This window comes from Sphingomonas aquatilis (genome assembly GCF_014196115.1).
GTDB classification, from domain to species: domain Bacteria; phylum Pseudomonadota; class Alphaproteobacteria; order Sphingomonadales; family Sphingomonadaceae; genus Sphingomonas; species Sphingomonas aquatilis.
The window spans coordinates 12,797-35,045 of record NZ_JACIDB010000010.1; the positions used below are offsets into that span (position 1 = coordinate 12,797).

At 66.4% G+C, this 22,249-nt stretch carries 28 protein-coding genes; 12 read left to right on the forward strand and 16 right to left on the reverse strand.

What is annotated here, in order from left to right; all coding sequences use genetic code 11:
- The first annotated feature begins 22 nt into the window (after nt 1-22).
- A complete protein-coding gene (locus GGR47_RS16075) occupies nt 23-355 on the forward strand; it encodes a hypothetical protein (RefSeq protein WP_147036674.1) in 333 nt (110 codons plus the stop codon).
- A gap of 101 nt (nt 356-456) precedes the next feature.
- Here the strand turns inward: GGR47_RS16075 and GGR47_RS16080 are convergent, their stop codons facing one another.
- The 7 genes from GGR47_RS16080 to GGR47_RS16110 form a co-directional block, all read right to left on the reverse strand.
- Entirely contained in the window at nt 457-1,164 is a 708-nt protein-coding gene (locus GGR47_RS16080; protein WP_147036675.1) for a hypothetical protein, read from the reverse strand.
- Entirely contained in the window at nt 1,154-1,828 is a 675-nt protein-coding gene (locus GGR47_RS16085; protein WP_147036676.1) for a hypothetical protein, read from the reverse strand. The genes GGR47_RS16080 and GGR47_RS16085 overlap by 11 nt, the downstream gene beginning before the upstream one ends.
- A complete protein-coding gene (locus tag GGR47_RS19340) occupies nt 1,825-2,184 on the reverse strand; it encodes an antitoxin Xre/MbcA/ParS toxin-binding domain-containing protein (RefSeq protein ID WP_167509762.1) in 360 nt (119 codons plus the stop codon). The genes GGR47_RS16085 and GGR47_RS19340 overlap by 4 nt, the downstream gene beginning before the upstream one ends.
- On the reverse strand, nt 2,181-2,522 hold the full coding sequence (locus GGR47_RS16095) for a hypothetical protein (RefSeq protein ID WP_167509763.1): 342 nt from the start codon (nt 2,520-2,522) through the stop codon (nt 2,181-2,183). Before GGR47_RS16095 ends, GGR47_RS19340 begins: the two co-directional genes overlap by 4 nt.
- 640 nt (nt 2,523-3,162) lie before the next feature.
- The gene (locus GGR47_RS16100) at nt 3,163-3,804 is read right to left on the reverse strand and encodes a hypothetical protein (protein ID WP_147036678.1); all 642 of its coding nucleotides are present in this window, start codon (nt 3,802-3,804) and stop codon (nt 3,163-3,165) included.
- A 13-nt stretch (nt 3,805-3,817) separates the two neighbouring features.
- Nucleotides 3,818-4,222, reverse strand: coding sequence for a hypothetical protein (locus tag GGR47_RS16105; protein WP_147036679.1), 405 nt, complete (start codon nt 4,220-4,222; stop codon nt 3,818-3,820).
- A gap of 101 nt (nt 4,223-4,323) precedes the next feature.
- The gene (locus GGR47_RS16110; protein WP_147036680.1) at nt 4,324-5,313 is read right to left on the reverse strand and encodes a helix-turn-helix transcriptional regulator; all 990 of its coding nucleotides are present in this window, start codon (nt 5,311-5,313) and stop codon (nt 4,324-4,326) included.
- A 64-nt stretch (nt 5,314-5,377) separates the two neighbouring features.
- On the opposite strand from GGR47_RS16110, the gene GGR47_RS16115 reads away from it, so the two are divergent.
- Genes GGR47_RS16115 through GGR47_RS16125 form a run of 3 tightly spaced genes read left to right on the forward strand, consistent with a single transcriptional unit; the run spans nt 5,378 to nt 9,440 of the window.
- Complete coding sequence (locus GGR47_RS16115) at nt 5,378-8,713, forward strand: TM0106 family RecB-like putative nuclease (protein WP_183949590.1); 3,336 nt, start codon at nt 5,378-5,380, stop codon at nt 8,711-8,713.
- A 52-nt stretch (nt 8,714-8,765) separates the two neighbouring features.
- Nucleotides 8,766-9,020 carry a hypothetical protein gene (locus tag GGR47_RS16120; protein ID WP_147036005.1) on the forward strand — a complete coding sequence of 85 codons (255 nt, stop codon included), beginning with the start codon at nt 8,766-8,768 and terminating at the stop codon, nt 9,018-9,020.
- A 21-nt stretch (nt 9,021-9,041) separates the two neighbouring features.
- The gene (locus tag GGR47_RS16125) at nt 9,042-9,440 is read left to right on the forward strand and encodes a hypothetical protein (protein WP_147036006.1); all 399 of its coding nucleotides are present in this window, start codon (nt 9,042-9,044) and stop codon (nt 9,438-9,440) included.
- 60 nt (nt 9,441-9,500) lie between these two features.
- On the opposite strand, the gene GGR47_RS16130 is transcribed toward GGR47_RS16125, so the two are convergent.
- The 5 genes from GGR47_RS16130 to GGR47_RS16150 form a co-directional block, all read right to left on the reverse strand.
- Complete coding sequence (locus GGR47_RS16130; RefSeq protein WP_183949591.1) at nt 9,501-10,100, reverse strand: nitroreductase family protein; 600 nt, start codon at nt 10,098-10,100, stop codon at nt 9,501-9,503.
- A 46-nt stretch (nt 10,101-10,146) separates the two neighbouring features.
- Nucleotides 10,147-10,740: a 7-cyano-7-deazaguanine synthase gene (locus tag GGR47_RS16135; RefSeq protein WP_147036008.1), complete on the reverse strand. Its 594-nt coding sequence runs from the start codon at nt 10,738-10,740 to the stop codon at nt 10,147-10,149.
- Nucleotides 10,737-11,930, reverse strand: a complete 1,194-nt coding sequence (locus GGR47_RS16140) for a PfkB family carbohydrate kinase (RefSeq protein WP_147036009.1) — start codon at nt 11,928-11,930, stop codon at nt 10,737-10,739. Before GGR47_RS16140 ends, GGR47_RS16135 begins: the two co-directional genes overlap by 4 nt.
- The gene (locus GGR47_RS16145; protein WP_147036010.1) at nt 11,927-12,313 is read right to left on the reverse strand and encodes a hypothetical protein; all 387 of its coding nucleotides are present in this window, start codon (nt 12,311-12,313) and stop codon (nt 11,927-11,929) included. The genes GGR47_RS16140 and GGR47_RS16145 overlap by 4 nt, the downstream gene beginning before the upstream one ends.
- A 178-nt stretch (nt 12,314-12,491) precedes the next feature.
- Nucleotides 12,492-13,256, reverse strand: a complete 765-nt coding sequence (locus GGR47_RS16150) for an 8-oxoguanine DNA glycosylase (protein ID WP_147036011.1) — start codon at nt 13,254-13,256, stop codon at nt 12,492-12,494.
- Nucleotides 13,257-13,353: 97 nt separating this feature from the next.
- Between GGR47_RS16150 and GGR47_RS16155 the strand changes: the two genes are divergently transcribed.
- From GGR47_RS16155 to GGR47_RS16180, 6 genes are all read left to right on the forward strand, one after another.
- Complete coding sequence (locus GGR47_RS16155; protein WP_147036012.1) at nt 13,354-13,680, forward strand: helix-turn-helix domain-containing protein; 327 nt, start codon at nt 13,354-13,356, stop codon at nt 13,678-13,680.
- Between the two features lie 93 nt (nt 13,681-13,773).
- Nucleotides 13,774-14,454, forward strand: a complete 681-nt coding sequence (locus tag GGR47_RS16160; protein WP_147036013.1) for a helix-turn-helix domain-containing protein — start codon at nt 13,774-13,776, stop codon at nt 14,452-14,454.
- A gap of 32 nt (nt 14,455-14,486) precedes the next feature.
- A complete protein-coding gene (locus GGR47_RS16165; RefSeq protein ID WP_147036014.1) occupies nt 14,487-14,834 on the forward strand; it encodes a hypothetical protein in 348 nt (115 codons plus the stop codon).
- 32 nt (nt 14,835-14,866) lie between these two features.
- A complete protein-coding gene (locus GGR47_RS16170; protein WP_167509731.1) occupies nt 14,867-15,340 on the forward strand; it encodes a hypothetical protein in 474 nt (157 codons plus the stop codon).
- A gap of 38 nt (nt 15,341-15,378) precedes the next feature.
- Complete coding sequence (locus tag GGR47_RS16175; protein WP_167509732.1) at nt 15,379-15,909, forward strand: JAB domain-containing protein; 531 nt, start codon at nt 15,379-15,381, stop codon at nt 15,907-15,909.
- Entirely contained in the window at nt 15,906-16,349 is a 444-nt protein-coding gene (locus GGR47_RS16180; protein WP_147036016.1) for a helix-turn-helix domain-containing protein, read from the forward strand. The genes GGR47_RS16175 and GGR47_RS16180 overlap by 4 nt, the downstream gene beginning before the upstream one ends.
- Before the next feature lie 86 nt (nt 16,350-16,435).
- Here GGR47_RS16180 and GGR47_RS16185 read toward each other — a convergent pair whose 3' ends face one another.
- The 3 genes from GGR47_RS16185 to GGR47_RS16195 form a co-directional block, all read right to left on the reverse strand.
- A complete protein-coding gene (locus GGR47_RS16185; RefSeq protein WP_147036017.1) occupies nt 16,436-17,383 on the reverse strand; it encodes a hypothetical protein in 948 nt (315 codons plus the stop codon).
- Entirely contained in the window at nt 17,380-17,619 is a 240-nt protein-coding gene (locus GGR47_RS16190) for a helix-turn-helix transcriptional regulator (RefSeq protein WP_147036018.1), read from the reverse strand. Before GGR47_RS16190 ends, GGR47_RS16185 begins: the two co-directional genes overlap by 4 nt.
- A 71-nt stretch (nt 17,620-17,690) precedes the next feature.
- Nucleotides 17,691-19,061 (reverse strand): tyrosine-type recombinase/integrase, encoded by a 1,371-nt coding sequence (locus GGR47_RS16195; RefSeq protein ID WP_147036019.1) that lies wholly within the window; start codon nt 19,059-19,061, stop codon nt 17,691-17,693.
- Nucleotides 19,062-19,638: 577 nt separating this feature from the next.
- Between GGR47_RS16195 and GGR47_RS16200 the strand changes: the two genes are divergently transcribed.
- Both GGR47_RS16200 and GGR47_RS16205 read left to right on the forward strand, forming a co-directional pair.
- A complete protein-coding gene (locus tag GGR47_RS16200; protein WP_147036020.1) occupies nt 19,639-20,538 on the forward strand; it encodes an HNH endonuclease in 900 nt (299 codons plus the stop codon).
- Between the two features lie 345 nt (nt 20,539-20,883).
- A complete protein-coding gene (locus GGR47_RS16205) occupies nt 20,884-21,339 on the forward strand; it encodes a glutathione binding-like protein (protein ID WP_147036021.1) in 456 nt (151 codons plus the stop codon).
- A 5-nt stretch (nt 21,340-21,344) separates the two neighbouring features.
- On the opposite strand, the gene GGR47_RS16210 is transcribed toward GGR47_RS16205, so the two are convergent.
- Complete coding sequence (locus tag GGR47_RS16210; RefSeq protein ID WP_147036022.1) at nt 21,345-22,229, reverse strand: LysR family transcriptional regulator; 885 nt, start codon at nt 22,227-22,229, stop codon at nt 21,345-21,347.
- Nucleotides 22,230-22,249 lie beyond the last annotated feature (20 nt).

The following is a 22,249-nucleotide window of genomic DNA, read 5'->3' on the forward strand; positions in this document are numbered from 1 at the left end:
CCGCTGCAGGGAGATGTGCTGCATGAACCGCGATCACACCCGCTTGCTGCTGGACATAATGGAGGCGGTCCCGCCCGACGCGCTGCGTCGCAATCGCGTGGGGCTGCTCGCCCGTATGCACGGTCATCTTCTCGCCGAGGCGGCATTTGGCGTCGACGACGTGGGCGAAGTGCCTTTCGCCACTGCTTTGTGCCTCTATGGGGAGCTCACCGGTGCGGAATGGATCAGGCCTACGTCTATTCCGCATTCCGATCTGCTCGTTGCTTCGGCCATGCTTGGGCCGCTCGCGCAACCGGAATCGTTGCACCGTCTTCTCGTTCGACGCCTCGAAGACGCATTCGCGGCAGGTGAGTAGATCGACGCGTTGGCGCCCTCCGGTTGCTTTAATCACCCCAGCCGGTCCCGTTCGTGAAATCGACCGCCACATGTCGGAAACAGTGGACCTGATCATATCCGTCAGTCCTTTGACGAAGATCCATCGGCCATCGCGAAGTTCAAGAGGCCCGCCCAAGGCATTTCGAACGGAACGACGTTCGTCCGGAAGACGAAAGCGACCGCGGGCTGATCGTAGATTCGGATTGCACGTGTCACCGGATAGTCGCGTCCGTCGAGGGTCGGATGCGAGATGATCTGCCCTATCGTACGACCGACTGAGGCCGCGATGAGGGTCTCCGGCATCTCGCTGCGCAGAACGATGTGCGCCAGGTCACCGTCAGTGTGGAACCAGCATTCGCCCAACCAGCCGGCAGCGAGCAGATGCGCGCCGGACACCATGAAGCCGAGCTGCCCGCTGTTGGGCCGCGTCCGAAGGATCACGCCCTTACGGGACATCGAATACGCCATCAGCCTGTCGGACTCCCTCGACCAGGGCGAGTTCGGCGATTTTCGTCCCGCGACGCCCTTGGCCGGACGCAGCGACTGCCGCCGAGGAGGCAGTAGAGCCGAGCGCTTCCCGAGAAGAGGATGGGGCCTGAGCATGTCGGCCAAGCCTTCCAACCCGATCTGGCTGGCGTCGGCCAGATCGCGGACGAAGGGCGATATCCAGGTCACGTTGAGCTGGAGCCTCATCCGGAAGATCCGCAGCTGCTCGACGCGATGGGCCGCCTCGACGCGGGCCTCCTCGGCGTCGATGCGACGCATCACGTCGCCAAGTTCAATCGCCATCGTCGGACACCCCGCCGCCGCACGGGTCGCCGCCCGCCATCAGTCCCACATCGCGCATCCCGGTCCACAGCGTGACCAGCGTTCGCCCCGGCACGAAGCCGTCGTCGACGCGCTCGATCCCGTAGCCCCGCCCGGAGAGAAGATCGGTCGAAGGCAGCAGATCGGCGTCGTCGCCGACAACGAGGCGGACGTCATCCTCCGTCGCCGGCAGCAGGATGCTGGCGCGATCCACACTGGTCTGGATCGAAGCGCCGCCGATGACCGCCATCGCCTCGATCCGACCATTCAAGAGCGTGAAGCTGCAGGTCACCTGCTCAGGCGAGAGGGCGTGCGACCCGGTGAACCAAACCGAAGCCTCGGCTCCCAGCATGCCTCCGTCGAGCCCCGCATTGCGCGAGCTTCGCTCCTGCGGCCCATCCACCATGCTCAGGTGAACGGCAGGCCACTGCGGCGACGGACGGAACGCCGCCGCGACGTCATCGATAGTTGTACCGACCAGCTCGGCGAGGTCGACGACGATGGGGGAGATCTTCCGGATCGCCGACTGCAGATGGAGGCGGAAAACGCGCAGCCGCGCGGACTCCAGAAGTTCCGAGAGCTTGAGGAGCTCCGCGACCTCGTCACGGACGTCCGGCCCTCGTCCGGTGCGCCGGCCGGCGGTCACGAGGCCATGCCCATGTTGTCGATGACCCAGCGCACCCATTCGGGGGAACGCGACATGACGTCGATGGGCGGCCGATCGGCCAGGCTGGGGTTGGCCGCGCGCAGCCATTCGCGGATCCTGCGTTCGTCCCTCCAGATGCGCGAGAGGATGGGATCGAGCTCGACCAGCAGGCGCATCCGCTGCTCTCCGCACAGGACCTCGTAGGTCTCGATCCTGTCGATGGGCCCGGGAGCGAACCCGCCGAGCAGTCCGCAGCGCTCCTCGGGATCGAGCGCCCAGCGGTTCACGACCTCATCCCACCGGCTGAGCACCTCGTGAAGCGGCAGGGCGGGTCCCCGCAGGTACGGCCCGCTCACGCGCCCAGTCCCAGCTCGACGAACGCACGGAACCGCCGCAGATCCGGAAGCGAGGCGGACATCACCTCGAGAGGCGAATGCCAGTTCCACATCTCCGTAGGCGTGCGCAGCCATTCGCAAAGCGTGGCGTCGTCCTCGAACCTGAGGCGGTAGCCGACCTCGATGAGGATGCGCATGCGCCTTTCGGTATCCTGCGGGGGCGAGAAGGTGTCCTCGCCCCCGCAGGGCAGGAGCGCGACCCGCTCGTGCCACGTCAGTTCCCAGCGGACAGCGAGTTCCCGCCAGGCCTTGATCATCTCCATCGTCTCGATGGCGCTTGCTTCGGTTCCGTTGAGCATCGTCGCTCCTCCATGGTTCATGGTGGGCCTCGCGCCGCCGGACGATCCCGACGACGCGAGCCGGGTGGCGACGTCGGGTTGATGGGGAGCTGTTCGTTCTTCATGGGAGAACGATTATCACATATTTCGCTGAATGTAAGAACAAAAGGTGGTTAACGAGAAGTTCTGCCAAACAAGCGGCTTCGAGACCACTGTTCATCCTGCAAATTGCACCACCATCCTGAAATCATCGCACTCCTCTCATAATCGATGTGCAAGAAATCCACAGTGGATTGTCAGTATCGGCGCCATTCTTCATTGGTCTTCCGGGGGCACGTACATTCGGATGGTCGAGAGAAGGAGACGAACGTTGCGCCTTGCCTGGTTCGACATTGCAGCCCGTATCGCGGTGACTGGATCAAGGAGCGGGCAGGCCTCCCGTGTCGGCCTTGCGCGCATCGCCGTGAACGCGATCGGGCGCAGTCCCCGACGCGCGGGTGCCGCGAGCACCGCCGGGACGACATCGCATGTGTACGCCCCCCCTGCCGCCTAGTCCGCGGTCGGGCGGGTGATCGTCCAGAGAACCGAAGCGGACCCCATGGGCCGACGCGGGTCACGTTTCCGCGGTCCACCGTCCACGTGGCGGCGGGCGCCGCCCGAGTCAGTTCCCGGACCGCTCAGACAGTCCGCGCCCCGTGTAAATCGTGAAGCTGACCACCAGCAGCAGTAGGCCGCAGAAGACCTCGTACGTGCTCATCAGCTGAAGCAGCGGATGGCACGCGACGAAACCGCCGCCGCCGCTCGTGGTGATCGTCATCGCACTGTACGTCAGCAGGTCGGTGAACATTCCCGGGCGCTGCGCACCCTTCTGCCACATGTCGGCGGGCAACATGGCGTAGAGGACGGAGAAGTCCAGGATCAGCTCGACGTAGCTGTTCAGCGCGAGGCGCACCCTGGTCGGCCACTCCAACGTGCTCGACGGCTCCAGTCCCGGTCTGAGCTTGTCGAACGCGTCGAAGTAGAAGGCGAGGAAGATCTCGTGGCACCTGGACTGCAGGTACCACGCGATCGGCGCCATGATCGGCCACCACGTGCTCCAGGGCGGCCGCCCGGTCCCATGGCGCGTCACGACGAGGGCGATGCCAGCAAGGATCATACCCGTCACGAGATAGACGACGTTTCGGCGACGGATCAGCATCGTCCTGCCGGCAGGATCGCGCTTCCGCTTCTGCACGTCCGCCAGGAGGTAGGTCGGGGAGAGCGCGAACAGCGCTACCGCCACGGCCTTCGAGCGGTCGCTCATCGGCATACGTCGTTCAAGATTCCAGACCCGTTTCACCGAAGGTCGCCCGGTTGCTAGCGCTCACCCAGGTAACGTGGAGGCCGTCCAGATCGGCGTCGAGCGGCGCGCAGAGGAGATCGGAGAGCTCCTTCGCATCCTGGATGTTGGCGATGACCAACCAGGTCGATGTGGAGATGTGCTTCTCCAGCAACCGGAGGGACTGGATCATCTCGACGAGGGCGGAGCGTCGCTGACCTTCCGTCCCCTTGGCGACGCTGTTCTCGGTGCCGACGCGGTAGTTGATGAGGTAGGAACGAGGCTTCAGCTTCTCAGCCGCATCGACCTTCGATCGTGCCTGATCCTCGGCCTTGGTCAGACTCGCGATCCAGGCGTCGACGCGTCGGCGGCGATCAGAAACACCCGTGGTCGCCTCGATCATCCTCATGAACCCTTCGCCCCCGAACAGCCTGCGACCGATCGCCGTACTCGGCGGAATCCCGGCTCGGAACATGCTGCACAGGCGCGCAGGCGGGTGTCAATTCACGGCAGCGCCTCGAAGTCCCGTCGATGACCGTCCACCAGGCGACGGAGGGCTTCGGGGGCGATCACCTCGACGGACGAACCCCAGGCGTAGAGGTGCCAGCACATCTCCAGGTGCCCGGATGCCATGAATCTGACGAGCAGCGAACCATCGGCCTCGTCCTCGAGGCGCTGGGTCGGATGGAAGACGTATCGGCGAGCATGCGGCGCCGCGTTCGGAGAGAACCGCCAGATCACCTCGCCGTGCTGCGCCTCGCTCTCGAAGGATCCGAAGCCCCGCTCCGCGTGCCTCTGGATGCTGAAACCGCTGTCCATGACGAACCCCTCGTCCAGCACGACGGCCTCGTAGATCTCCTCGACCCGGTAGTGCTGCAGGCGCCCTCCCGTCTTCGCCACGTCGAGCGCCACGAGATAGCGGCGAACGCCGAGAAGCAGACCATGCGGCGCGACCACGCGTTCCCTCGGCTCGTCCTCGTCGCGGCGCCGGTAGAGTATGCGCAGGAGCCGAAGGCCCTTGATGGCATCGTATATCGCATCGTCGACCGCAGCGAGGTTCGCGGGGCGGGGGCCGGGACGGGCGGCGTGCCCCAGCGCCTCGAGCATCGCCTCCTCGTCGACCGCGAGACGCGCATCGACCTCGGGCGGGATGAGCGCGCGCACCTTGCGTTCGAGACGCCGGGCAGTCGCCGCCTCCCGCGTCATACCTGCCTGATCGAGCTCCGCGATCGCCGCCACCAGAGATGCGAGTTCGTCGGGAGAAGGTGTGAGAAGCGGCGCGACCGCCCTCACCGGCAACGACCATCGCGCCCGCGCATCGTCCCCGATCCGCCGCTCGGTCTGAGGAAACGCGCTCTCCAGCGCTTCGGTCATCCGCTGGGCGGTCCGGTGCGAGCAGCCGAACTCGTCGGCGATGTCGTTCAGCGTCACGCCGGAGCGGCGCGTCGCCATCTGCGCCAACCTCACCAGTTCGACCGCCTTCGAAAACGACAACAGACAGACCCCATGACAAGTTCTGACACCCCTTCTATGCTATTCCGGAAGCGAAAGGAACACGATGCGTCTCCTCGACGGTGAACTGCGCCTCTCGGCGACCGACCTGATGCGCTTCAAGGGTTGTCGACATGCGACGACGCTGGATCTGCGGCAGCTGGAGATCGGCGACATCGTGCCCGCAGCCGAGTCCGACGAGGCCGAGCTGCTGCAACGTCAGGGCGATGCGCACGAGATGAAGTTCCTGGAAGGCCTCAAGTCGGCCGGTAGGAGCGTCGTCGAGATACCGAAGGGAGGACTGTCGATCGCGACGTCCACGGCACTGACGAGGGATGCCCTTCGACAAGGTGCGGACGTCGTCTTCCAGGGCGCGTTCCTCCAAGGCGCCTGGGGCGGCTACTCCGACTTCCTCGAGAAGGTGGAAACGCCCTCCGCGCTCGGCGGATGGTCGTACGAGGTCGTGGACACCAAGCTCAAGCGCCGCCCCGATCCCAAGCACGTCCTGCAGCTTGCCCTCTATTCGGATCTCCTCGCCGAGATGCAGGGTACGACGCCGTCGCAGGCGCATCTCGAACTTGGAAACGGCACCCGACACAGCGTTCGTCTCGCTGAGGTCTCCTCCTATGCGCGTTACGCCCGCGAGCGCTTCGAGGAATTCCTGAGCGAGCGACCCGCCACCGCGCCTGATCCCGTGGCAGCATGCGGTCTGTGCCGCTGGCGCGAACACTGCAGGCTCGAATGGGATCGCACCGACAGCTTGGCGCTGGTGGCCGGCATCTCCCGTTCTCAGCGCGGGAAGCTCGAAGCCGTCGGCGTCACCACCATGGCAGGTCTCGCCGGCCTCCAGGATCGGGTTCCCCGTCTTGCGCCCAACACGCTGGCTCGACTCCGCGTGCAGGCCCGCCTGCAGTCGAACCGCCGCGCCGGCGGCGATCCGGCCTTCGAGCTGCGCGATCTCGACCCCGGCAAGGGCTTCGATCTGCTGCCCGAACCTCATGAGGGCGACGTCTTCTACGACATCGAAGGGGATCCGTACTTTCCCGGCGGCCTCGAGTACCTGCATGGCGTGTGGTACCGGCAGGACGGCGAGTGGATCTTCCGCGCGTTCTGGGCCCACGACCGCGCCGCGGAGGGCCGCAGCGTTGCCGATCTGCTGGACTTCCTGACCACGCACATGCAGCGGCACCCCGGCGCGCACGTCTACCACTACGCCAACTACGAGATCGCCGCGCTTCGTCGGCTGACCTCCGAACATCGGGTGCGCGAGGCCGCGATGGACCAGCTGCAGCGCGACCGCCGCTTCGTCGATCTGCTGAAGGTCGTGTCCGGCGCCATGGTCGCCTCCGAGAAGGGCTATTCCATAAAGGACCTCGAGGCCTTCTACATGGAGAAGCGCGCGGGCGACGTCGCCACGGCAGGTGCAAGCGTGGTCTTCTACGAGCGCTGGCGGGAGGACGGCGACGACGAGCTCCTCGCCAAGATCCACGACTACAACCGAACCGACTGCATCTCGACGCAGCTCCTGCGGGACTGGCTCGTGCGGGAGGTCCGACCCGCCGATCTGCCGTGGCCGATCCGCGCTACGACGGCGGCGACGGATGGTCTGCTGGAGGCGGCGGACGAGGATCGCATGGCGGAAGTTCTCCGCGGACGATTGGCACCGGTGCGAAATCATCTCGGCGACGACGTCGCCGAACTGCTCGTGGATCTCGCCGGCTTCCATCAGCGCGAGGACAAGCCGGTGTGGTGGTCGATCTTCGACAGGCTGGCGACCGAGAGCGACGACCTCATCGACGATCTCGACTGCCTTCAGGGCCTGGAGGCGGAGGCAGCCCCCGTGCAGGTCACGGCCAAGTCGTTCGAGCGGACCTACCGCTTTCCGCCCCAGGAGACGAAGCTGCGCTCCGGATCGAAGCCGTGCGTCAAGCCGGCGTCGCTGCCGGAGGACGTCGACCTCAGGTCGATCGATCATCGGGCCGGTACCCTCGTTCTCCGTCGCTCCGCCGCCAAGGGCGCGCTGCCCGATCGCCTGGACCTGATCCCGGAGAAGCCGATCTCCAACAAGACGCTGCGCGAGTCCGTCGCCGCCGTGATCGAGACGCTGATCTCGCGACCCGGAAGCCTGCAGGCCGTCGAGCATCTTCTCGCGAAGGCTCCCCCGCTGTTCATCGACGGTCGACGTCCGGACGGCGTGGTCCCGTCGGAAGCGGAGCTTCCGGAACGGACCAGCGCGGCGATCGGCGCGATGGCCGACACGACCCTCGCCATCCAGGGACCGCCGGGGACCGGGAAGACGTACGTGAGCGCGCTCTCGATCGTCGATCTCGTGCGATCGGGGCGGCGCGTGGCGGTTTCCTCGAACAGCCACAAGGCAATCGGCAACCTGCTCGAAGCCGTCGCCGACCGCGCGGCGGCCGACGGCGTGGCGTGTTCGGTCGTCCAGAAGGGCGGCGGCGACGGCGGGGAAGCACCGCACCCCGGCGTGACGCTCGTGCAGGACAACGACGCGCCCGAGATCGCGGGTGCGCACGTCGTCGGCGCGACCGCCTGGCACTTCGCCCGCTACAAGGACGCCGTCTTCGACCATCTGTTCGTCGACGAAGCCGGTCAGGTCTCGCTCGCCAACATCCTCGCGATGAGCCGGTGCGCCCGCAACCTCGTGCTCGTCGGCGACCCCATGCAGCTCCCGCAGCCGCTGAAGGGCAGCCATCCCGGCAGCAGCGGCCAGTCCTGCCTCGAGTATCTGATCGACGGGCACCGCGTCATCCCGTCCGACCGGGGCGTCTTCATCCCCGTCTCCCGCCGCATGCATCCCGACGTATGCGGATTCGTCTCCGAGGCGGCGTACGAGGGCAGGCTCCACTCACATCCGGTCGCCGCCGAGCAGTCGCTCCACGACGCCGACGGCGTCCGCCTGGTCGGCGCGGGACTGCGGCCGGTGTCCCACGAGGGGAGATCCCAGGTCAGCCCCGAGGAAGTCGACGAGATCGGCGGCATCGTCGAACGCCTCGTCGGAGGCAGGTTCCGCGCCTCGGACGGCACCGAGCGGACGATCGGCCTCTCCGACATCATCGTGGTCGCGCCGTACAACGCGCAGGTGAACGCCCTGCGCACCGGACTGCCGGCGCAATTGAGGATCGGCACCGTGGACAAGTTCCAGGGCCAGGAGGCGCCGATCTGCATCGTGTCGATGACGACGTCCAGCGGCGACGAACTGCCGCGGGACATCGAGTTCCTCTTCTCCCTCAATCGGATCAACGTCGCGGTCTCCCGCGCAAAGACCACCGCCATCGTGCTCGCCAATCCGAAGCTTCTCGAAACGCCGTGCCAGACCGTCGAGGAGATGGCTCTCGTCAACGCCCTCTGCCTCCTTCGCGAACATGGAGGTGACAGGTTCTGACGCTCCGAGCCGCCATGGTGGACCCGCAACTGGAAACGACGGAGCTGGCGACATGGGAGTGCATCGGGAGTTCAGGCACATCGTCGACGTGGACGGGATGCTGATCGGGGTCGATCCCGTCATCGTCACGCCCGCCTCGCTGCTCGCCCGCGCGGGCGTGGCGACGGACCGTGCGGTCATGCTCGTCGTCGACGACGTCGAAACCACCATCGCGGCGGACGTCGCGATGACGCTCTCAGAGACGCAGGTCGTCTTCCTGAGGACGCGGCCACCCTGCGCCGCGATCGAGTTCCGCCGGGCCGCCTAACGCCCAGGGAAAGGAGAGACGATGACGCTTCGGGTCGAGGACGAGTGGAATGGTTGGGATGGCGACACGATCGTCAAGCTCACCGACGGCACGATCTGGCGACAGGTCGAATACCGCTACGAGTACAGGTACGCCTATCGGCCCCGGGTCGCGATCACGGGCGGTGCGATGCTGGTCGAGGGCATGAGCCGTCCGGTACGCGTCGAACGCGTCACGGGTGCCCGCGAGGCGAACGTCGACGGCGAATGGACCGGCTGGTCCGGGGACACCGTCGTCAGACTGACGGACGGCAGCGTCTGGCGGCAGGCGGAGTATCTCTACGAGTACAGCTACTCGTTCCGCCCGGAGGTGCTGGTCGACGGCGACCGCATGCTGGTCGAGGGGATGTCGCAGCCGGTCGGCGTCCGCCGGATCGCCTGACCGCATCCCTCGATCGCTAGATCGACGTCCGCCGACGCGATCGCGAGACCGATGCCCTCGTCACGAACCGAGATGGATCGCGCCGACCGCCGTCCATCTCGGCACGTCGAGCACCTCGACCACGCGCCCTCCCTCGCGCCCCAGGATCACGGATCTCAGGCCAAGGCTCGTGCTCACGAGCGAAAGCACCGCCAGAAGAGCGCCCGCGTCCCGCCACATGAGGCTGTCGTGGTCGTCGTAGCATGCCGCGTAGCGAGACGCGTCGGCTACAAGCTGTACCGTGGTTCCGGCGGTCGCGCCGCACAGCATCGCGACGCTCGCGCAGTTCCTCTCCCGAACCGCCGCGTCATCCTCTGGATGGAGCAGCCGGTGCTTCGCATCGTCGTAGAGCCCGAGAGGTCCCGACCCCAGCGGCAGGGCGACGAGCGACACGCCGTGGATGCCGCCTGCCGAGGGCGCCGTGCGGCTTTCCCACGCGCCGAATCGACCATCCTGTCGGCGCGAGCGGAGCATCGTCGACAGACGCAGCACGGTGGCGAGATCGACTGCTTCCAGATCGCCGCCGATCCCGGACCTGCGCGCGGTCAAGGTGGCGAGGAAGTCCGCTTCGGGAGTACGGATCGGTCGTGGCAGATCCGACGATGAAGACCACTTCGGCAACCACCGCGGCAACCCGGCGGCGTCGGCCCGAGGGGACGGCTCCCGCTCAGTAGCCGACGCCACCGAGCGCCAACGTCGTCTCGAGATGCTTGACGCAGCCCCGGCAGGAGCCACAGGCCAAGGGTCCGGTATGGCAGGAGTGAGCCCAAGCCAGCAGATCGCGCGGAATGCCCGATTGCCGGATCAGATCAACCGTGCTCATTCCGATCGCCGGGGCCGTCACCCGCAATCCACCCTCCTGCTCCCTCATCAACAGGTCGAGCGTCCCGTAGAACGCCGGCCGCCCATCCGCGTGGACGCCGTCGGAAAGAACCGATCCCACCATGATCTCCGTCACGCCCATCGCGACGGCCCTCATTCCGGCGAGCGTGACCAGCAGCTGATTGCGGAACGGCCACCATTCCGAGGCGGGCGCCACGTCGAGCGCCGTGGATCCGGCCATGTCGCCGGACCCGAGGGAGGAACAGTCCACCCGGATCACCTCGTGATCGATGCCCAGGTCGTGGGCGATCTGCACGGAGGCGTCTATCTCGGCCGCGGCGGCGGCCTGCCCGTAATCCATCGTGAACGCGAACGCCGGGCGCAACCAGTACGCCAACGCGATCGAGTCCATTCCTCCGGACAGCAGGATGGCCTTCATGGAAGGGCCCAGACCGCATGGTAGATCGCCGTCACCAGGTCCTCGACGATCCGACAGCCCGTTCCTTCCGGCATCTTGAGATCCTCGGGCCGGACGTTCTGCGCCAGTGCGACGACGGGCAGCCCGCGGGCGACGGCGTAGCCGATCTCGAAGATCGTGCCGGCGTCTCCGCCGTTGAGGATCGCGAGTACCACGTCACACCGGTCGAGACCCTCCAGATCGAGCTTGGCGACCAGATGACCCGGCCCCCTGCCGACGTCATGCAGCGGCGAGAAGACCTCGACGCCCATCTCCAGAAGACGTCTGCGCACCTCGCCGAGCATCCAGAGCTCCGCGAGATTGAAGAAGGGCGCGGCGATGTAGACACGGCCGCTCCCGGGCGTGACGGGCGCGGCCTCGTCCGCGTCGAGTTCGGCCGCGGACGGCGACGGCAGCGCCCTGCTCGCCGAGTAGCGGCTGACCGCACGCGACGCGAGATCGGCGGCTCGGGCGGGCGAGGCGCCGTTCACCCCCCAGTGCAGCGCGAAGTTCGCCGAGAACACGTCGCCCGAACCGATCTTCCAGACAGTTTCGCTGCGATAGGCGGGGATCAGGACGCGGCCCTCCGCATCGGCAACCAACGCGCCCTTTCCGCCCATCTTGAGCACGACGACGTCGGCGTCCTCCCGCGACATCAGCGCTTCTATCGCGCGATCCGGATCCCGCTCACCTGTAAGCTGCAGCGCTTCGAGCCGGTTCAGGATGAGGGCCAATTCGTCGGCGGTGGACCCGTTCTCCCTGAAGCCGCGCGGATCGAAGGCGGACTGCGGATCATAGATCGCACGCCTCGCGTGAACCTCGGCTGTGCCCTCCAACATGCCGAACCGCAGCACCACGTCGTCCCGGACGACGATCGGCTCCCGTCGCACGATCGCATCGGGACGGGGGGCGATGGCGGGTTCGGCGAGCGAGTGCATGTAGTCGAAGGCGATGCCGGGGCCGTCGATCACCGGTCCGCGGACATCGAGGCCGTAGACCGCGGCGAGATTCTCCAGCCCCTCGGCCATGCCGTCGGCCTGGTACGTATGGAGCGCCACCCCGTCCACGGCACCACTCATGGCGGCAGCCGCCCTTCCCGCGGAGCCGTACACGTCGTCCCAATGAGGCTCCACGCACCTTTCGCGATAGACGCCGCCGACCACGCTGATCATACGCGCTCGATCCGTACGACCACGTTCCCGCCCGCCTTGCTGATGACCTCCGCCTGATAGACGTTCCCGAGATCGATGCAGCGGAGGATCTGGAGGTGGCCGACATGGGTCAGCGTACCGGCCACCCCGGCCCCTGGCGCATGAACCTCGAGCACGCGGCGCGGCGGCGCTCCCGTGGCGACGACGTCGAGCACGTTGCCGAGCGCAAGCCCTGCGATCACCGCCGGTCTGGGCGAGTTGAGCGGCGCATCCTGCACGATCGCGCAGGGATCCACCTCACCGCCACCGCCACCGCCACCGCCGCCCCCACCGCCGCTCTGCTTGGCAGGCCCCACCGACGCGGAGGGCTCATAGCTGCTTCGATCCGAACCGCTTCCCGACATTCCCGGCAATCTCCCAGATAAGAGAGACGAAGGTGCGGCGAACGTTTCGGCCCTGACAAGCGGAGACGCAGCCGAACTGGCAGCATCGTCCCGGTTCATCAAGGGTGCGGGCGGGCATGCAGACTTCGACCGCCGTTCCAAGGTCGTCGCCCATCGGGACGGGCCGTCCCGTGACCTGTCAGAACGCCAGCTGCCCCTGCGCCCCCGGAACGGTGGTCTTCGATCCTCGGCCGGGGCCGTCCTTGAGCGAAGCCGGTCGTCGCTCACCCAGCTGACGCATCGTCATCCACATGACGGAGTCGAGGATGGAGGCTCGCGTCCCTATCGCCGAGGCGAAGGCGAGATAGGCGGCCTCCAGCTCGGCGTAGTGCCGCTCCACCGTCCTGCCTTCCTCGAAGATGCCGAGATGCCGGCCGGCACGCAGGATATGGATGTCCAATATGGCCACCCCGTCGCTCGCCCGCAGGTTGCGGACCACCCAGGACGCCGTCTTGGGCCCGATGCCCCTGATCGCCATCAGCCTGTCGCGAAGCGGAATGTCGTCCAGGCCCTCGTCGATGGCTCCGAGTTCGCGGAACGCACCGGTCACGTACAGGGCCTTCTGACGGGCGAAGCGGTAACGCACCCGACGCCCGCCGACTTCCAACGGTTCCGCCAGGAGCTCCTCCACCTGCCGCTGGTCGGTCAGCTCGCGACCGGAAAGGTGATGCTCACGAAGGCGCTGGTAGGCCGCCAGACCCACCTCGGCAGGTATGCCGTAGCCCCCGAGCATGCATGCAAGCAGCTCCTCCGCCAGGCTGCGGCCCAGCTTGTAGTGATGCGGCGCGTCGATCTGCCACATCCAGGTCTGCGCCGCCCAGTAGGCCGGCGTCAGCGGCTCGTCGGCATCGCCCCACGAGAGGCCGAACATCCCCAACTGCGCCGAAGGCGACGGCAGATCCAAGGTGGTCAGCTGTCCGTCCCGAAGAGCGAGGATCTGCTGATTTGCCGCTCGATGTGAATGCATATATGCATGCTACAATGCATGATTCGAGAGTGCAATGAGCGACCTGCTGGACCAGGTCGAAACCAGGAGGCTCGCGCTCGCGATCAGTCAGAAGACGGTCGCCGAACGGCTGGGCATCACGCAGCCGCACTACAGCAAGGTCGTCGGTCGCCTGGTTGTTCTGACGCCCAGGATGGAAGAGGCGATGCGGGGCTGGCTCGACGACGTGCCGACCCCGCCCGCGACGCTGGGACCACGCGCCTCCAGGATCAGATCGCTGACGCGCTCCATCCAGAGGCAGCTGCGGGAGCTGAACGCCCTTGTCGAACAGGATGGAGCGCAGTCGAGGAGACCGCCGACGCGCACGACCAGGCGGAACTAGACGCCGCAGCGTCGAACGTCGCTTCGTCGGTACTGGATGCGACGGTCCCCATAGTCGCGTGCCGTAGGCCCGCGGTGCTGGCATAGACCCGTCATGGATGGCCAGTCGTACGAGTCGTTGACGCGAATGGAGAGGAACTGCCTCCGCCTCGCACGTCATGACCGCAAGACGGAGCAGATCGCCCACGAGCTCGGCATAAGCGCGTCCACCGTCAACACCCACATCTTCAGCGCCAGGCGAAAGCTCGGCGGCGTCTCCCGCCTCGCTGCCGCGGACATGGTCCGAGACTACGAGCTCAGGCGGACCGACGATGGCCCGGTTCCGCCCGCCGGTCGCGGTCAGACGGCCGTCGCCACCCTTCCGCACGCGCCCACATCGTTCCCGCCGACCGACCCCGACGGATCGTCTCAACACAGCCGCGAGCAGCCGCCTCGGCAGCCTCCGAGCCAGCCCGAAGATCCGTCCGCGGGGTCCATCGCCACCGATCATCGGCTATCTAGACATCCGATGTGGATGGCGGCGGAGGCCGCCTCCAACCCAAAAGCGCCGCACCCTACCGACGTTCGCGAGGTGCGGACCGCGTTCGTCTTCGACGACGACCGGCCCGATGCTCGCGGTAGGCAGGCTGACGACGGCGACGCGCCCCTGCGACGCCTTGCGCTCATCCTGGCGATCGCCGTGCTCATGGCTCTCGTCGCGATCGCCGCTCCGGCGATCTACGACTCGGCCGCGATGCGCATCGCCAACAGCCTCGAACGGCCTCACCCAAGGTAGCCCGGCCCCGACGCCGTGCTGGAGATCAACGAATGCGCCGCGTCACCGCAGATCACGTAGAGACGACCCGCAAGGCGGTGATAGCCGTCGAGCGGTCCACCAACCGCGGCATCACCGATACGCTATGCTGCCTCATGGCGATGCAGGGCGAACGGACGGATGCCCGGGTCTTCATAGACGAGCGCACCATCGAGGCGATGTCGCTCGTCGCGGAGAGCCTCGACCTGCAGCTCAGATCGCAGGCGAAGATCGCGCGGGCACACGACGCGATGACCGGCCTCATCAGCGTCTTCGACGTCCCAGGCTATGGTCCCGGAGGATGCGTCCCCAACGAACCGGGTGGCGCGATCGCCAGCGAAGCCGTCGGCGTTCCCGCTTGACGCCCGAAGGGGGTTCCTGATGCATGCGCACCATGAACCTCTACATCACGAGCTTCTGGCTGATCCTCGTCACGCTCTCGGCGGCCGCCCTGGTCCTTCGGGACCGGCCGACGATCAGGCCGATCTCCGTGACGCAACCGCAGCTGCCCGTCGTGGCGATGTTCTGGACGGCAGCCGTGCTCACCGTCCTGCTGCGTCCGTCGGTCGACCAGCGCTTCATGTACACCGAACATGCGCTCCTGCTGATCGACTTCGGACTATTCGGAGGCCTCGCGTGGGTGGCGGTTCGCTCCGGCAAAGGTTGGGTCCTGTGCACCGCCGCCCTGCAACTGGTCTCGGCGACCGCTCATCTCGCGCGGCTCGTGACCCCGAACATGTTCCGCCTGGGCTATCAGGTCATGGAGGAGGCATCGAGCTACCCGACGCTCGTTCTGCTGGCCTGGGGCCTCATCGGCCATGCGAGATCACGACGTCGCTCCGAGCGCTCCAGAGACTTGTCGAGCTGACCTCGGGAGCCAGGGCCGTCGGACATCAGACCGCGGCGTTGCTCCTCCGCGAATTCGGCTCCCTGTCCTCGGTTCTCGCCGGTTCGTCGGCGCGTCTTCGCCGGGTCGGAGCCGACCCGAAGGTGGCGGAGATGATCGGGTGCTGTCGCGAAATAGCGTCACTGGCCCTGTTGGACGAAGTTCTCCAACGACCCGTGATAGCATCCTCGTCCGCCCTGATGGACTACCTGACCTTCGATCTGCGTTCGGAGACGAACGAGACGTTCCGCAGCCTTTACCTGAACGCCAGGCATGAGCTGCTGGCGCAGGACACGACCGCAAAGGGCACCATCGACGCCGCGCCGTTCCTGCCGCGCGAGATTATCGGCAGGGCGCTCGAAATCGGTGCGACGGCCATCATCGTCGCGCACAATCACCCAAGCGGCGATCCCAGTCCGAGCGCACGCGACCTGGAGTGCACACGCCTTCTGGCTCGGCTCTGCCACGACCTCGACATCTCCTTCCTGGATCACGTCATCGTCGGCAGGGGATCCTTCGTCAGTCTCCGCCGCGAGGGAGCTCTGGAATGACCATGAGCGCGCAAGCTGCCGCCGCGTCCGGTCACGACACCGCGCGATCATCACGTCCTCCGAACGCCCTACAGCAAGAAATCGCCGGAAAATGTATCGACCGGCACGATGCCGAGCTGATCGAGAAGGCGGAGTCGCTGGCCAGGGAACGCAGGGCGCGGGCACGCGATACCGGCGCGCATTCAAGGTTCCTCATGGGACCCGCATGGAGCCTTCTGCTGGCCCTGTTCATATCCCGGATCGCGAACGTCGAACCGGCCGTGACGGCGGTCAGCTACGAGGTCGAGCTTCCGATCTCCACGTGTCTCAGATGGCTTCGACAACTCGAGGACGCCGGGCTCGTCACCAGCAGGATTGACGTCCGGGATGCACGGGTGCGGAGGGTCGCGTTGACCAAGGAGGCCGACATCCTCGTGCGCCGCCACCTCGAACGCACGTGACGCCACGGCGATGTTTCGGCATGCAGCGCCTCGAAGGCGGCAGCTACCGCCAGACCACGCTCAAGCCCGGCGCCGACGAATGGATTTCACCGGATCAGACGTTCCCGGGCATCGGCGATGTAGCGCAACGCGATCTCGCCGACGTTCTCGCGATCTGCGATGGCCAGAGTCTCCGGGTAGCGTTCCCGAACGACGAGCCCCAGTCGTTGGGCGTGGATATTGAGCAGGTGCTTCAATCGTGGTCGATCCTCGTCGCTCCCGACCTCGCTCTTCCAGGCGTCGACGGGTGCGGGGCGCTCGAGGTAGTCGACGACTCCCTGCAGACGATCGCGCTCGAAGGTCGATCGGGGCGCCGCCGCGCGCAGCAGCATGCCGGCGCGCTCAAAATAGGGACCGTCCTCGAGAAAGCCACGGCGGCCGGGCATCTCCGAGACCACGGCGCGGTGAGGCAGCTCCGGTCTTCCCCATCCGAAGTAGGCGTCCAGATCGCCGAAGGCGGACGACGCGGCGGACCGATCCCGCGAGGCCGCGCCGATAGCCGCGACCATCCGCTCGGCGTCGACGAGCAGAGCAGGCGCGGCGGGATCGTCGGCGTTGGGCGGTTCTGCCGCCGTGAACACGACCTGCGGAGCCTGCTCATCGGCTCCGAAGGCGTTGACGCACAGCCGCAGCACCGAGACGGCATCATCGGGGGCGGACGTCGCAGCGGGTGCAAGCCCCAGGCGGTGCGCCGCCACGAGCGACGCGCGGCACCATTCGACCCAGTGCGCCTCGACGAGCTGGACGCAATGCCCCTGGGGCACGAACAGCCGGTTCAGTTCGAAGACGGCGCAAAGCGCCAGCAGTCGCCTCAGATCGTAGACGACGCGGTTGCCGGTGCCGGTGCGTATCTCGTCGGGGAACGGCCGGAGTCGCAGCTTCCGGAACCGCGTCCGCACGCCTTCGACCGACGTGTCGTTGAGGTCGGCGAGAAGGCGCTCCGTCGCTCCGTACGTCAGACCAGGCCATGCGCCCGGAGCGGCGGTGGCGGTCAACGGAAGCTCTCCGGGTACTCCGAAGTGGAGCCGAAGCTGCGGGCGGCGCGCCAGGCGTCGATGTCCGAACGCAGATAGATGATGCCCTTGCGGGTGCCGAAGCGTTCGTAGCGCGGACCGGCGCCGGTGCCGCGAAGCTTGACCAGATAGCCCGGGCTGCAGCCGATGTAGTCGGCCGCCTCGGGCGTGCTGAACCTGTCCTGCGGGACCGGTCCCGCGCCACTCTGCAACGTCATGCAACACCCGCCGAAATGCCAAGATTGATCACCTAGTATCCAACAGGACACAATCCGTCAAGCGTTGTATCCTAGAGTACACTAGACGGCCGGTTCTCCCGGGTGCGCGTCCGCCGGGTGCGCCGCGCGGGATCGAGGGCGAGAACGCCGGCCACGTCCCCATCGCGCCAGCGGGCGACCGCGGCGTCGATGAGGTCCGCCCACCGCTGCAGCGCGTCGGCCTTCTCGTCGTAGAAGTCGTAGAGGTGGTAGACGCCCGCGACGCCCGCCTTCGAACCGGAGACGTGGTTCAGTATGGCTTCGGTGACCGGGAGCTGGATGCCGAGCGCCTGGCAGTTCGTGGTCAGCGACCGCCTCAGATCGTGGACCACCCATTCCCCGACTTGAAGCCCGACGCCTCCGGAAGTCGTGCCCGTGCCCGCGACCAGCGCATCGACCAGTTCGTCGACGCGCGTCTTCAGCTTGCTGAATCCGGAGATGCCGACCTTGCCGTCGGTCGTAAGGATCGGACCGGTACGCGCCTTGGCGTCGGGCCTGATGCGGGCGACGATCGCCAGGGCCTGATCCGGGAGGGGCACGACGTGATCCCTGCCGTTCTTGGTACGGGCACCGGGGATGAGCCAGTCGCCCGACGTCATGTCGAACTCCGACCAGGGCGCGTTGGCGACCTCGCGCAGGCGTTGACCGAGGAGGATCAGCAGGCGGTAGAGATCGCGAAACGGCGCCGGCAGCGTCGCCACCGCCTCCCAGACGATCACGAGCTCCAACAGCGAAAGCGCGCGCGTCCGCCTGCCCTCCTTGTAGGGCATCCTCATCCCGGCGAGCGGCGTGACGGCGATCACGCCCATCGCCACCATCCAGTTCGTCATCTGCCGGAGCCACTTGAAGGCCTTGTTGGCGGCGTCGTGGCTGCGCCCGCCGACGGTCTCGACCAGCCTCGCGACGGCGGCCTTGTCGATCTCGTCGACGGTCATGCCCGCGAAGGCGGGCTTGAGATCGCGCTCGACCACGCCCTCGACGTCCTTCAGACTGCGCAGGCCGCCGCCGCGCACGTGCTGGTCGAACCATCTGTCGGCCACGGCGGCGAACATCCGCTCGGCCCGCCCTGTCTCGTCGCGGGCGACCGCGCCCCGCTCGGCGGCGCGTTCGGCGGCGGGATCGACGCCGGAACGCACCTGCGCGAGGAGCTCGAGCGCCCGGCGGCGCGCCTGATCCACCGTCCACGGCGAGCCGTGCTGACCGATGGTGAAGGTCCGCAGCGGGGTGGCGCGTCCCCCCATGCGGTAGCGCAGGACGTACGTGCGCGTGCCGGACGCTGCCACGCGCACGCCGAAGCCCTTGACCTCGACGTCCCAGGCGACCGATCGTCCGCCGGGCGCCGGACGGGGAACCTTCTCCACCGCAGTCTTCGTCAGCCTGAACACCGCACCGTCGGAACCCATCGCGCCATTCCCCGAGACCTCCGGAATGGAGGCGAACCGGGCATCACCGGGGCATCACCGAAAAGTAATGTGTGGCCACCTGTGAATACCTATGGGCACTTATAATCGAGCGCGATCAGCCAGTTACATCCCCGCTGGATACCTATGGGCATCTATGGATATCTATAAAAACATTCTTGGTAAGGCTGAGGTCGTGAGTTCAATCCTCACCGGCAGCACCATTTTCTCCTGATATTATCGCCGGTTGGCGGAAGAAGGCCTCGAAAGAGGCTGCTTACAATGGGTCAGAACAGGCCATTGTCAGCACATCGTCAGCAAAGTTCATAGAGCCTCAATTTCTGGGGGTGTGCCTGCTGGCTGCCCAAGGCGATCCGCACACCGAGTCGAGGGAGCAATTCGGCCGCCGAGCATCCCTTTGGCCGGGGAGGCGAGGCAGAGAGCGTGAAGGTTACGATGGCGGCACGTAGCCCTGCGGGGCGCTACAGGGGCACCTCATAGCAGTGTGCCTGTGAGGTTACGCCGCGTCGCATGCTGAAAATCCCGTTCCGTTCGGCACAGGCCGGCCTTATCGAATGGCATGGCATTCGGCGTCTTCATCCACCGATCTGATTCGATCTATGACGACACACCGGCCGAGAAGTACCAGTTTCCGAAGCAATATCTCGACCGTGCGCGCGCCTGCATCGGTGACTGGATCGTCTATTACGAGCCACGCAAGGTCATCGGAACGAAGGGCTATCATGCGGCCGCTAAGGTCGAACGCATTATCCCCGATCCCTCCACGCCAGGCATGTATCTCGCGCTGATCGAACCCGGCAGCTATCTCGATTTTGCGACATCGGTCCCGTTCGCTGACGCGAATGGCCCGATCGAGCGCGGCGTGCTCAACGACCAGGGCCGCATCTCCGGTCGAGCACAAGCAGCCGTCCGCGGGCTGTCGGCAAGCGACTTCAACCGCATCGTCGAAGCCGGTCTTGCCGAAGGCGATGCGTTGCTGCCGCGCACCGACATCGCATCTGACGCAAAAAGCGTGCGTGAAGAGCGCATGCCTTTCGCGTTCGACGAAGCGCGCGAGCGGGTCTCTAGCCTGGTCTCACGCGTGGTCCGGGATCGTGTCTTCCGACGGATCGTGCTGCGCGCCTACGACGAGCGCTGCGCCGTGACCGGCCTGAAGCTCATCAATGGCGGTGGCCGAGCGGAGGTGGAAGCAGCTCATATCCGTCCGGTCGAGGCAAACGGCCCGGACATCGTCAGCAACGGCATCGCGCTTTCGGGCACCGCGCACTGGATGTTCGACCGCGGTCTGATCGGCCTGGATGACGATTTGCGCATCATCGTATCTCGTCAGGCAAACGACCAAGACAGCATCCGCTCCGTAGTGAATCCGAGCGGTCGCATCCTCGTGCCTCCCCGCGAAGCCGATCGACCCCACCCGCAGTTCGTGCGCTGGCATCGCGAGCATCGTTTCAAAATCTGATCTCGCAGCAAGGCAGACGGTCGGGGTTGAGGCAAAACTGGTGGAAAGCAGCCTGTTCGCTTCTGGGCGAGCCGGCTCGGTAAGCTGCCGTTGGTTAAGGGCGAGGGCAGGGGGTCTCCGACGCCCGTGGATGGTGGAAACCGGCCTGGCCGGTTTGGTGCGCAGACCGCGTTGGATGGCCCCTCGTGAGGCTAAAATCGTCGGCAGCATGAAAGCCTCACGGTACGGCTAGATCAACCTTGGGCGGATGCGCTTGCTGGTCGCCGGGCATACTCTCAGCGGAGCGTGTGCTCCGAAAAGCCGCTTTCCCTCACGATCAACCCGAAAGGCTATGTCGCGGCGCTCATGCTCGACGATGCCCAGGTGCTCACCGAAGGTCCTGCGATCCTTCAGTATCTGGCCGACCTCCGTCCGAAATATGGACTCGCACCGGAGAACGGCAGTCTGGAGCGGGTTCGTCTCCAGGAATGGCTCAACTTCATCACCGCGGAGATTCACGCCGGATCAAGTCCGCTGTTCGACAAGAGCCTGCCGACTGCCGTGCAGGAGACCGTCAAGGCGAAGCTGTTCCGCCGTCTCGATATCGTCGAAGCCCGGCTCGCCGATGCCGACTATTTGATGGGCAAGCGGTTCACGGTCGCGGACGTCTATCTCTTCACGGTCCTGGGCTGGATGCGATTCTTCTCGATCGGCCTCGACCGGTGGCCTTCGCTACCCGGCTACATGCGGCGGGTTGCGGAGCGGCCGTCCGTTTCTGCAGCGCTCGCACGCGAGCAAGAGATCGCGCCGGTTGCCGAATGAGCGTATTAGGCTCGAAGCGCGACAGGTCTGCTGCTCGGCGCGCGATGCTCCCGGAAGGCCGCGGTGATGGCGCGCAACGTGTCCTTCGTCCGCGGATCGGAAAGCGAGGAATGGAGCACGATCGACAGCGATGGAAGCGGCGGGAGCCCGAGCGCGTCGCCGATATCGAGCGTGTCCGCAGGCGCCAGACGGCGTGGGAAGGCGGCGACCGCAAGACCGGCAGACAGTGCCGCAGCGATGGCTGTCGTCCCGCCGATGAAGACTTCCTCCCACGCGATCGAGGCGCGGTCGAGCGAGCGAACGGCCACGTCGCGGACCGCGCAGCAGGGCGAGGTCGCTGCGAGTTGGAGCGGTTCGCCGGGATGATGCTCGAAGGTCGGCGAGGCGAACCATCCAAAATGCTCCGGCCCGAGGATTTCACCGTCGCGTCGATCGTCGTCACTGCGGATGATGACGGCGTCGAGCGTGCCACCCTCGAAACCGTCAAGCAGCACGCGCGAATTGTCGAGCAACACCTCGATCGTGAGCGCCGGGTCCTGCGATTTCAGGCGCGCCAGCAGGCTCGGCATTTCCGGCCCCATCACATGGCCCGCGATGCCGAGCCGGAAGCGGCGACGCGGCGCGGTCAGTCCGGCAACCGCCCGCTCGTGCGCGGCGAGGAACTCGCGCGCGGACTGGATGAAGATCTCGCCCTGCGCGGACAGCCTGACCTGGCGCGGCGTGCGCTCGATCAGACGCAGCCCGATCCGATCCTCCAGACGCTTCAGCTTGACGCTGACGGCACCCTGGGTCGTCCCCAGCGCCTCGGCCGCGCGGGTGAAACTCGCGTGATCCGCCACCGCGAGGAAAGCCCTGACAGCATCCACCTCAAGCGTCGCCACCACCATCATCCAAATTCGTTGTCACTGAT

What these genes read in the sequence shown, in the direction of transcription:
- GGR47_RS16165 (WP_147036014.1), top strand. Translation starts at nt 14,487, where the DNA reads ATGCGCCGCGTCACCGCAGATCACGTAGAGACGACCCGCAAGGCGGTG.
- GGR47_RS16200 (WP_147036020.1), top strand. Translation starts at nt 19,639, where the DNA reads ATGGCATTCGGCGTCTTCATCCACCGATCTGATTCGATCTATGACGAC.
- GGR47_RS16080 (WP_147036675.1), bottom strand. Translation starts at nt 1,164, where the DNA reads ATGGCGATTGAACTTGGCGACGTGATGCGTCGCATCGACGCCGAGGAG.
- GGR47_RS16075 (WP_147036674.1), top strand. Translation starts at nt 23, where the DNA reads ATGAACCGCGATCACACCCGCTTGCTGCTGGACATAATGGAGGCGGTC.
- GGR47_RS16120 (WP_147036005.1), top strand. Translation starts at nt 8,766, where the DNA reads ATGGGAGTGCATCGGGAGTTCAGGCACATCGTCGACGTGGACGGGATG.
- GGR47_RS16145 (WP_147036010.1), bottom strand. Translation starts at nt 12,313, where the DNA reads ATGTCGGGAAGCGGTTCGGATCGAAGCAGCTATGAGCCCTCCGCGTCG.
- GGR47_RS16095 (WP_167509763.1), bottom strand. Translation starts at nt 2,522, where the DNA reads ATGCTCAACGGAACCGAAGCAAGCGCCATCGAGACGATGGAGATGATC.
- GGR47_RS16210 (WP_147036022.1), bottom strand. Translation starts at nt 22,229, where the DNA reads ATGATGGTGGTGGCGACGCTTGAGGTGGATGCTGTCAGGGCTTTCCTC.
- GGR47_RS16170 (WP_167509731.1), top strand. Translation starts at nt 14,867, where the DNA reads ATGAACCTCTACATCACGAGCTTCTGGCTGATCCTCGTCACGCTCTCG.
- GGR47_RS16140 (WP_147036009.1), bottom strand. Translation starts at nt 11,930, where the DNA reads ATGATCAGCGTGGTCGGCGGCGTCTATCGCGAAAGGTGCGTGGAGCCT.
- GGR47_RS16180 (WP_147036016.1), top strand. Translation starts at nt 15,906, where the DNA reads ATGACCATGAGCGCGCAAGCTGCCGCCGCGTCCGGTCACGACACCGCG.
- GGR47_RS16195 (WP_147036019.1), bottom strand. Translation starts at nt 19,061, where the DNA reads ATGGGTTCCGACGGTGCGGTGTTCAGGCTGACGAAGACTGCGGTGGAG.
- GGR47_RS16105 (WP_147036679.1), bottom strand. Translation starts at nt 4,222, where the DNA reads ATGATCGAGGCGACCACGGGTGTTTCTGATCGCCGCCGACGCGTCGAC.
- GGR47_RS16100 (WP_147036678.1), bottom strand. Translation starts at nt 3,804, where the DNA reads ATGAGCGACCGCTCGAAGGCCGTGGCGGTAGCGCTGTTCGCGCTCTCC.
- GGR47_RS16155 (WP_147036012.1), top strand. Translation starts at nt 13,354, where the DNA reads ATGAGCGACCTGCTGGACCAGGTCGAAACCAGGAGGCTCGCGCTCGCG.
- GGR47_RS16160 (WP_147036013.1), top strand. Translation starts at nt 13,774, where the DNA reads ATGGATGGCCAGTCGTACGAGTCGTTGACGCGAATGGAGAGGAACTGC.
- GGR47_RS16115 (WP_183949590.1), top strand. Translation starts at nt 5,378, where the DNA reads ATGCGTCTCCTCGACGGTGAACTGCGCCTCTCGGCGACCGACCTGATG.
- GGR47_RS16125 (WP_147036006.1), top strand. Translation starts at nt 9,042, where the DNA reads ATGACGCTTCGGGTCGAGGACGAGTGGAATGGTTGGGATGGCGACACG.
- GGR47_RS16205 (WP_147036021.1), top strand. Translation starts at nt 20,884, where the DNA reads ATGCTCGACGATGCCCAGGTGCTCACCGAAGGTCCTGCGATCCTTCAG.
- GGR47_RS16135 (WP_147036008.1), bottom strand. Translation starts at nt 10,740, where the DNA reads ATGAAGGCCATCCTGCTGTCCGGAGGAATGGACTCGATCGCGTTGGCG.
- GGR47_RS16190 (WP_147036018.1), bottom strand. Translation starts at nt 17,619, where the DNA reads ATGACGTTGCAGAGTGGCGCGGGACCGGTCCCGCAGGACAGGTTCAGC.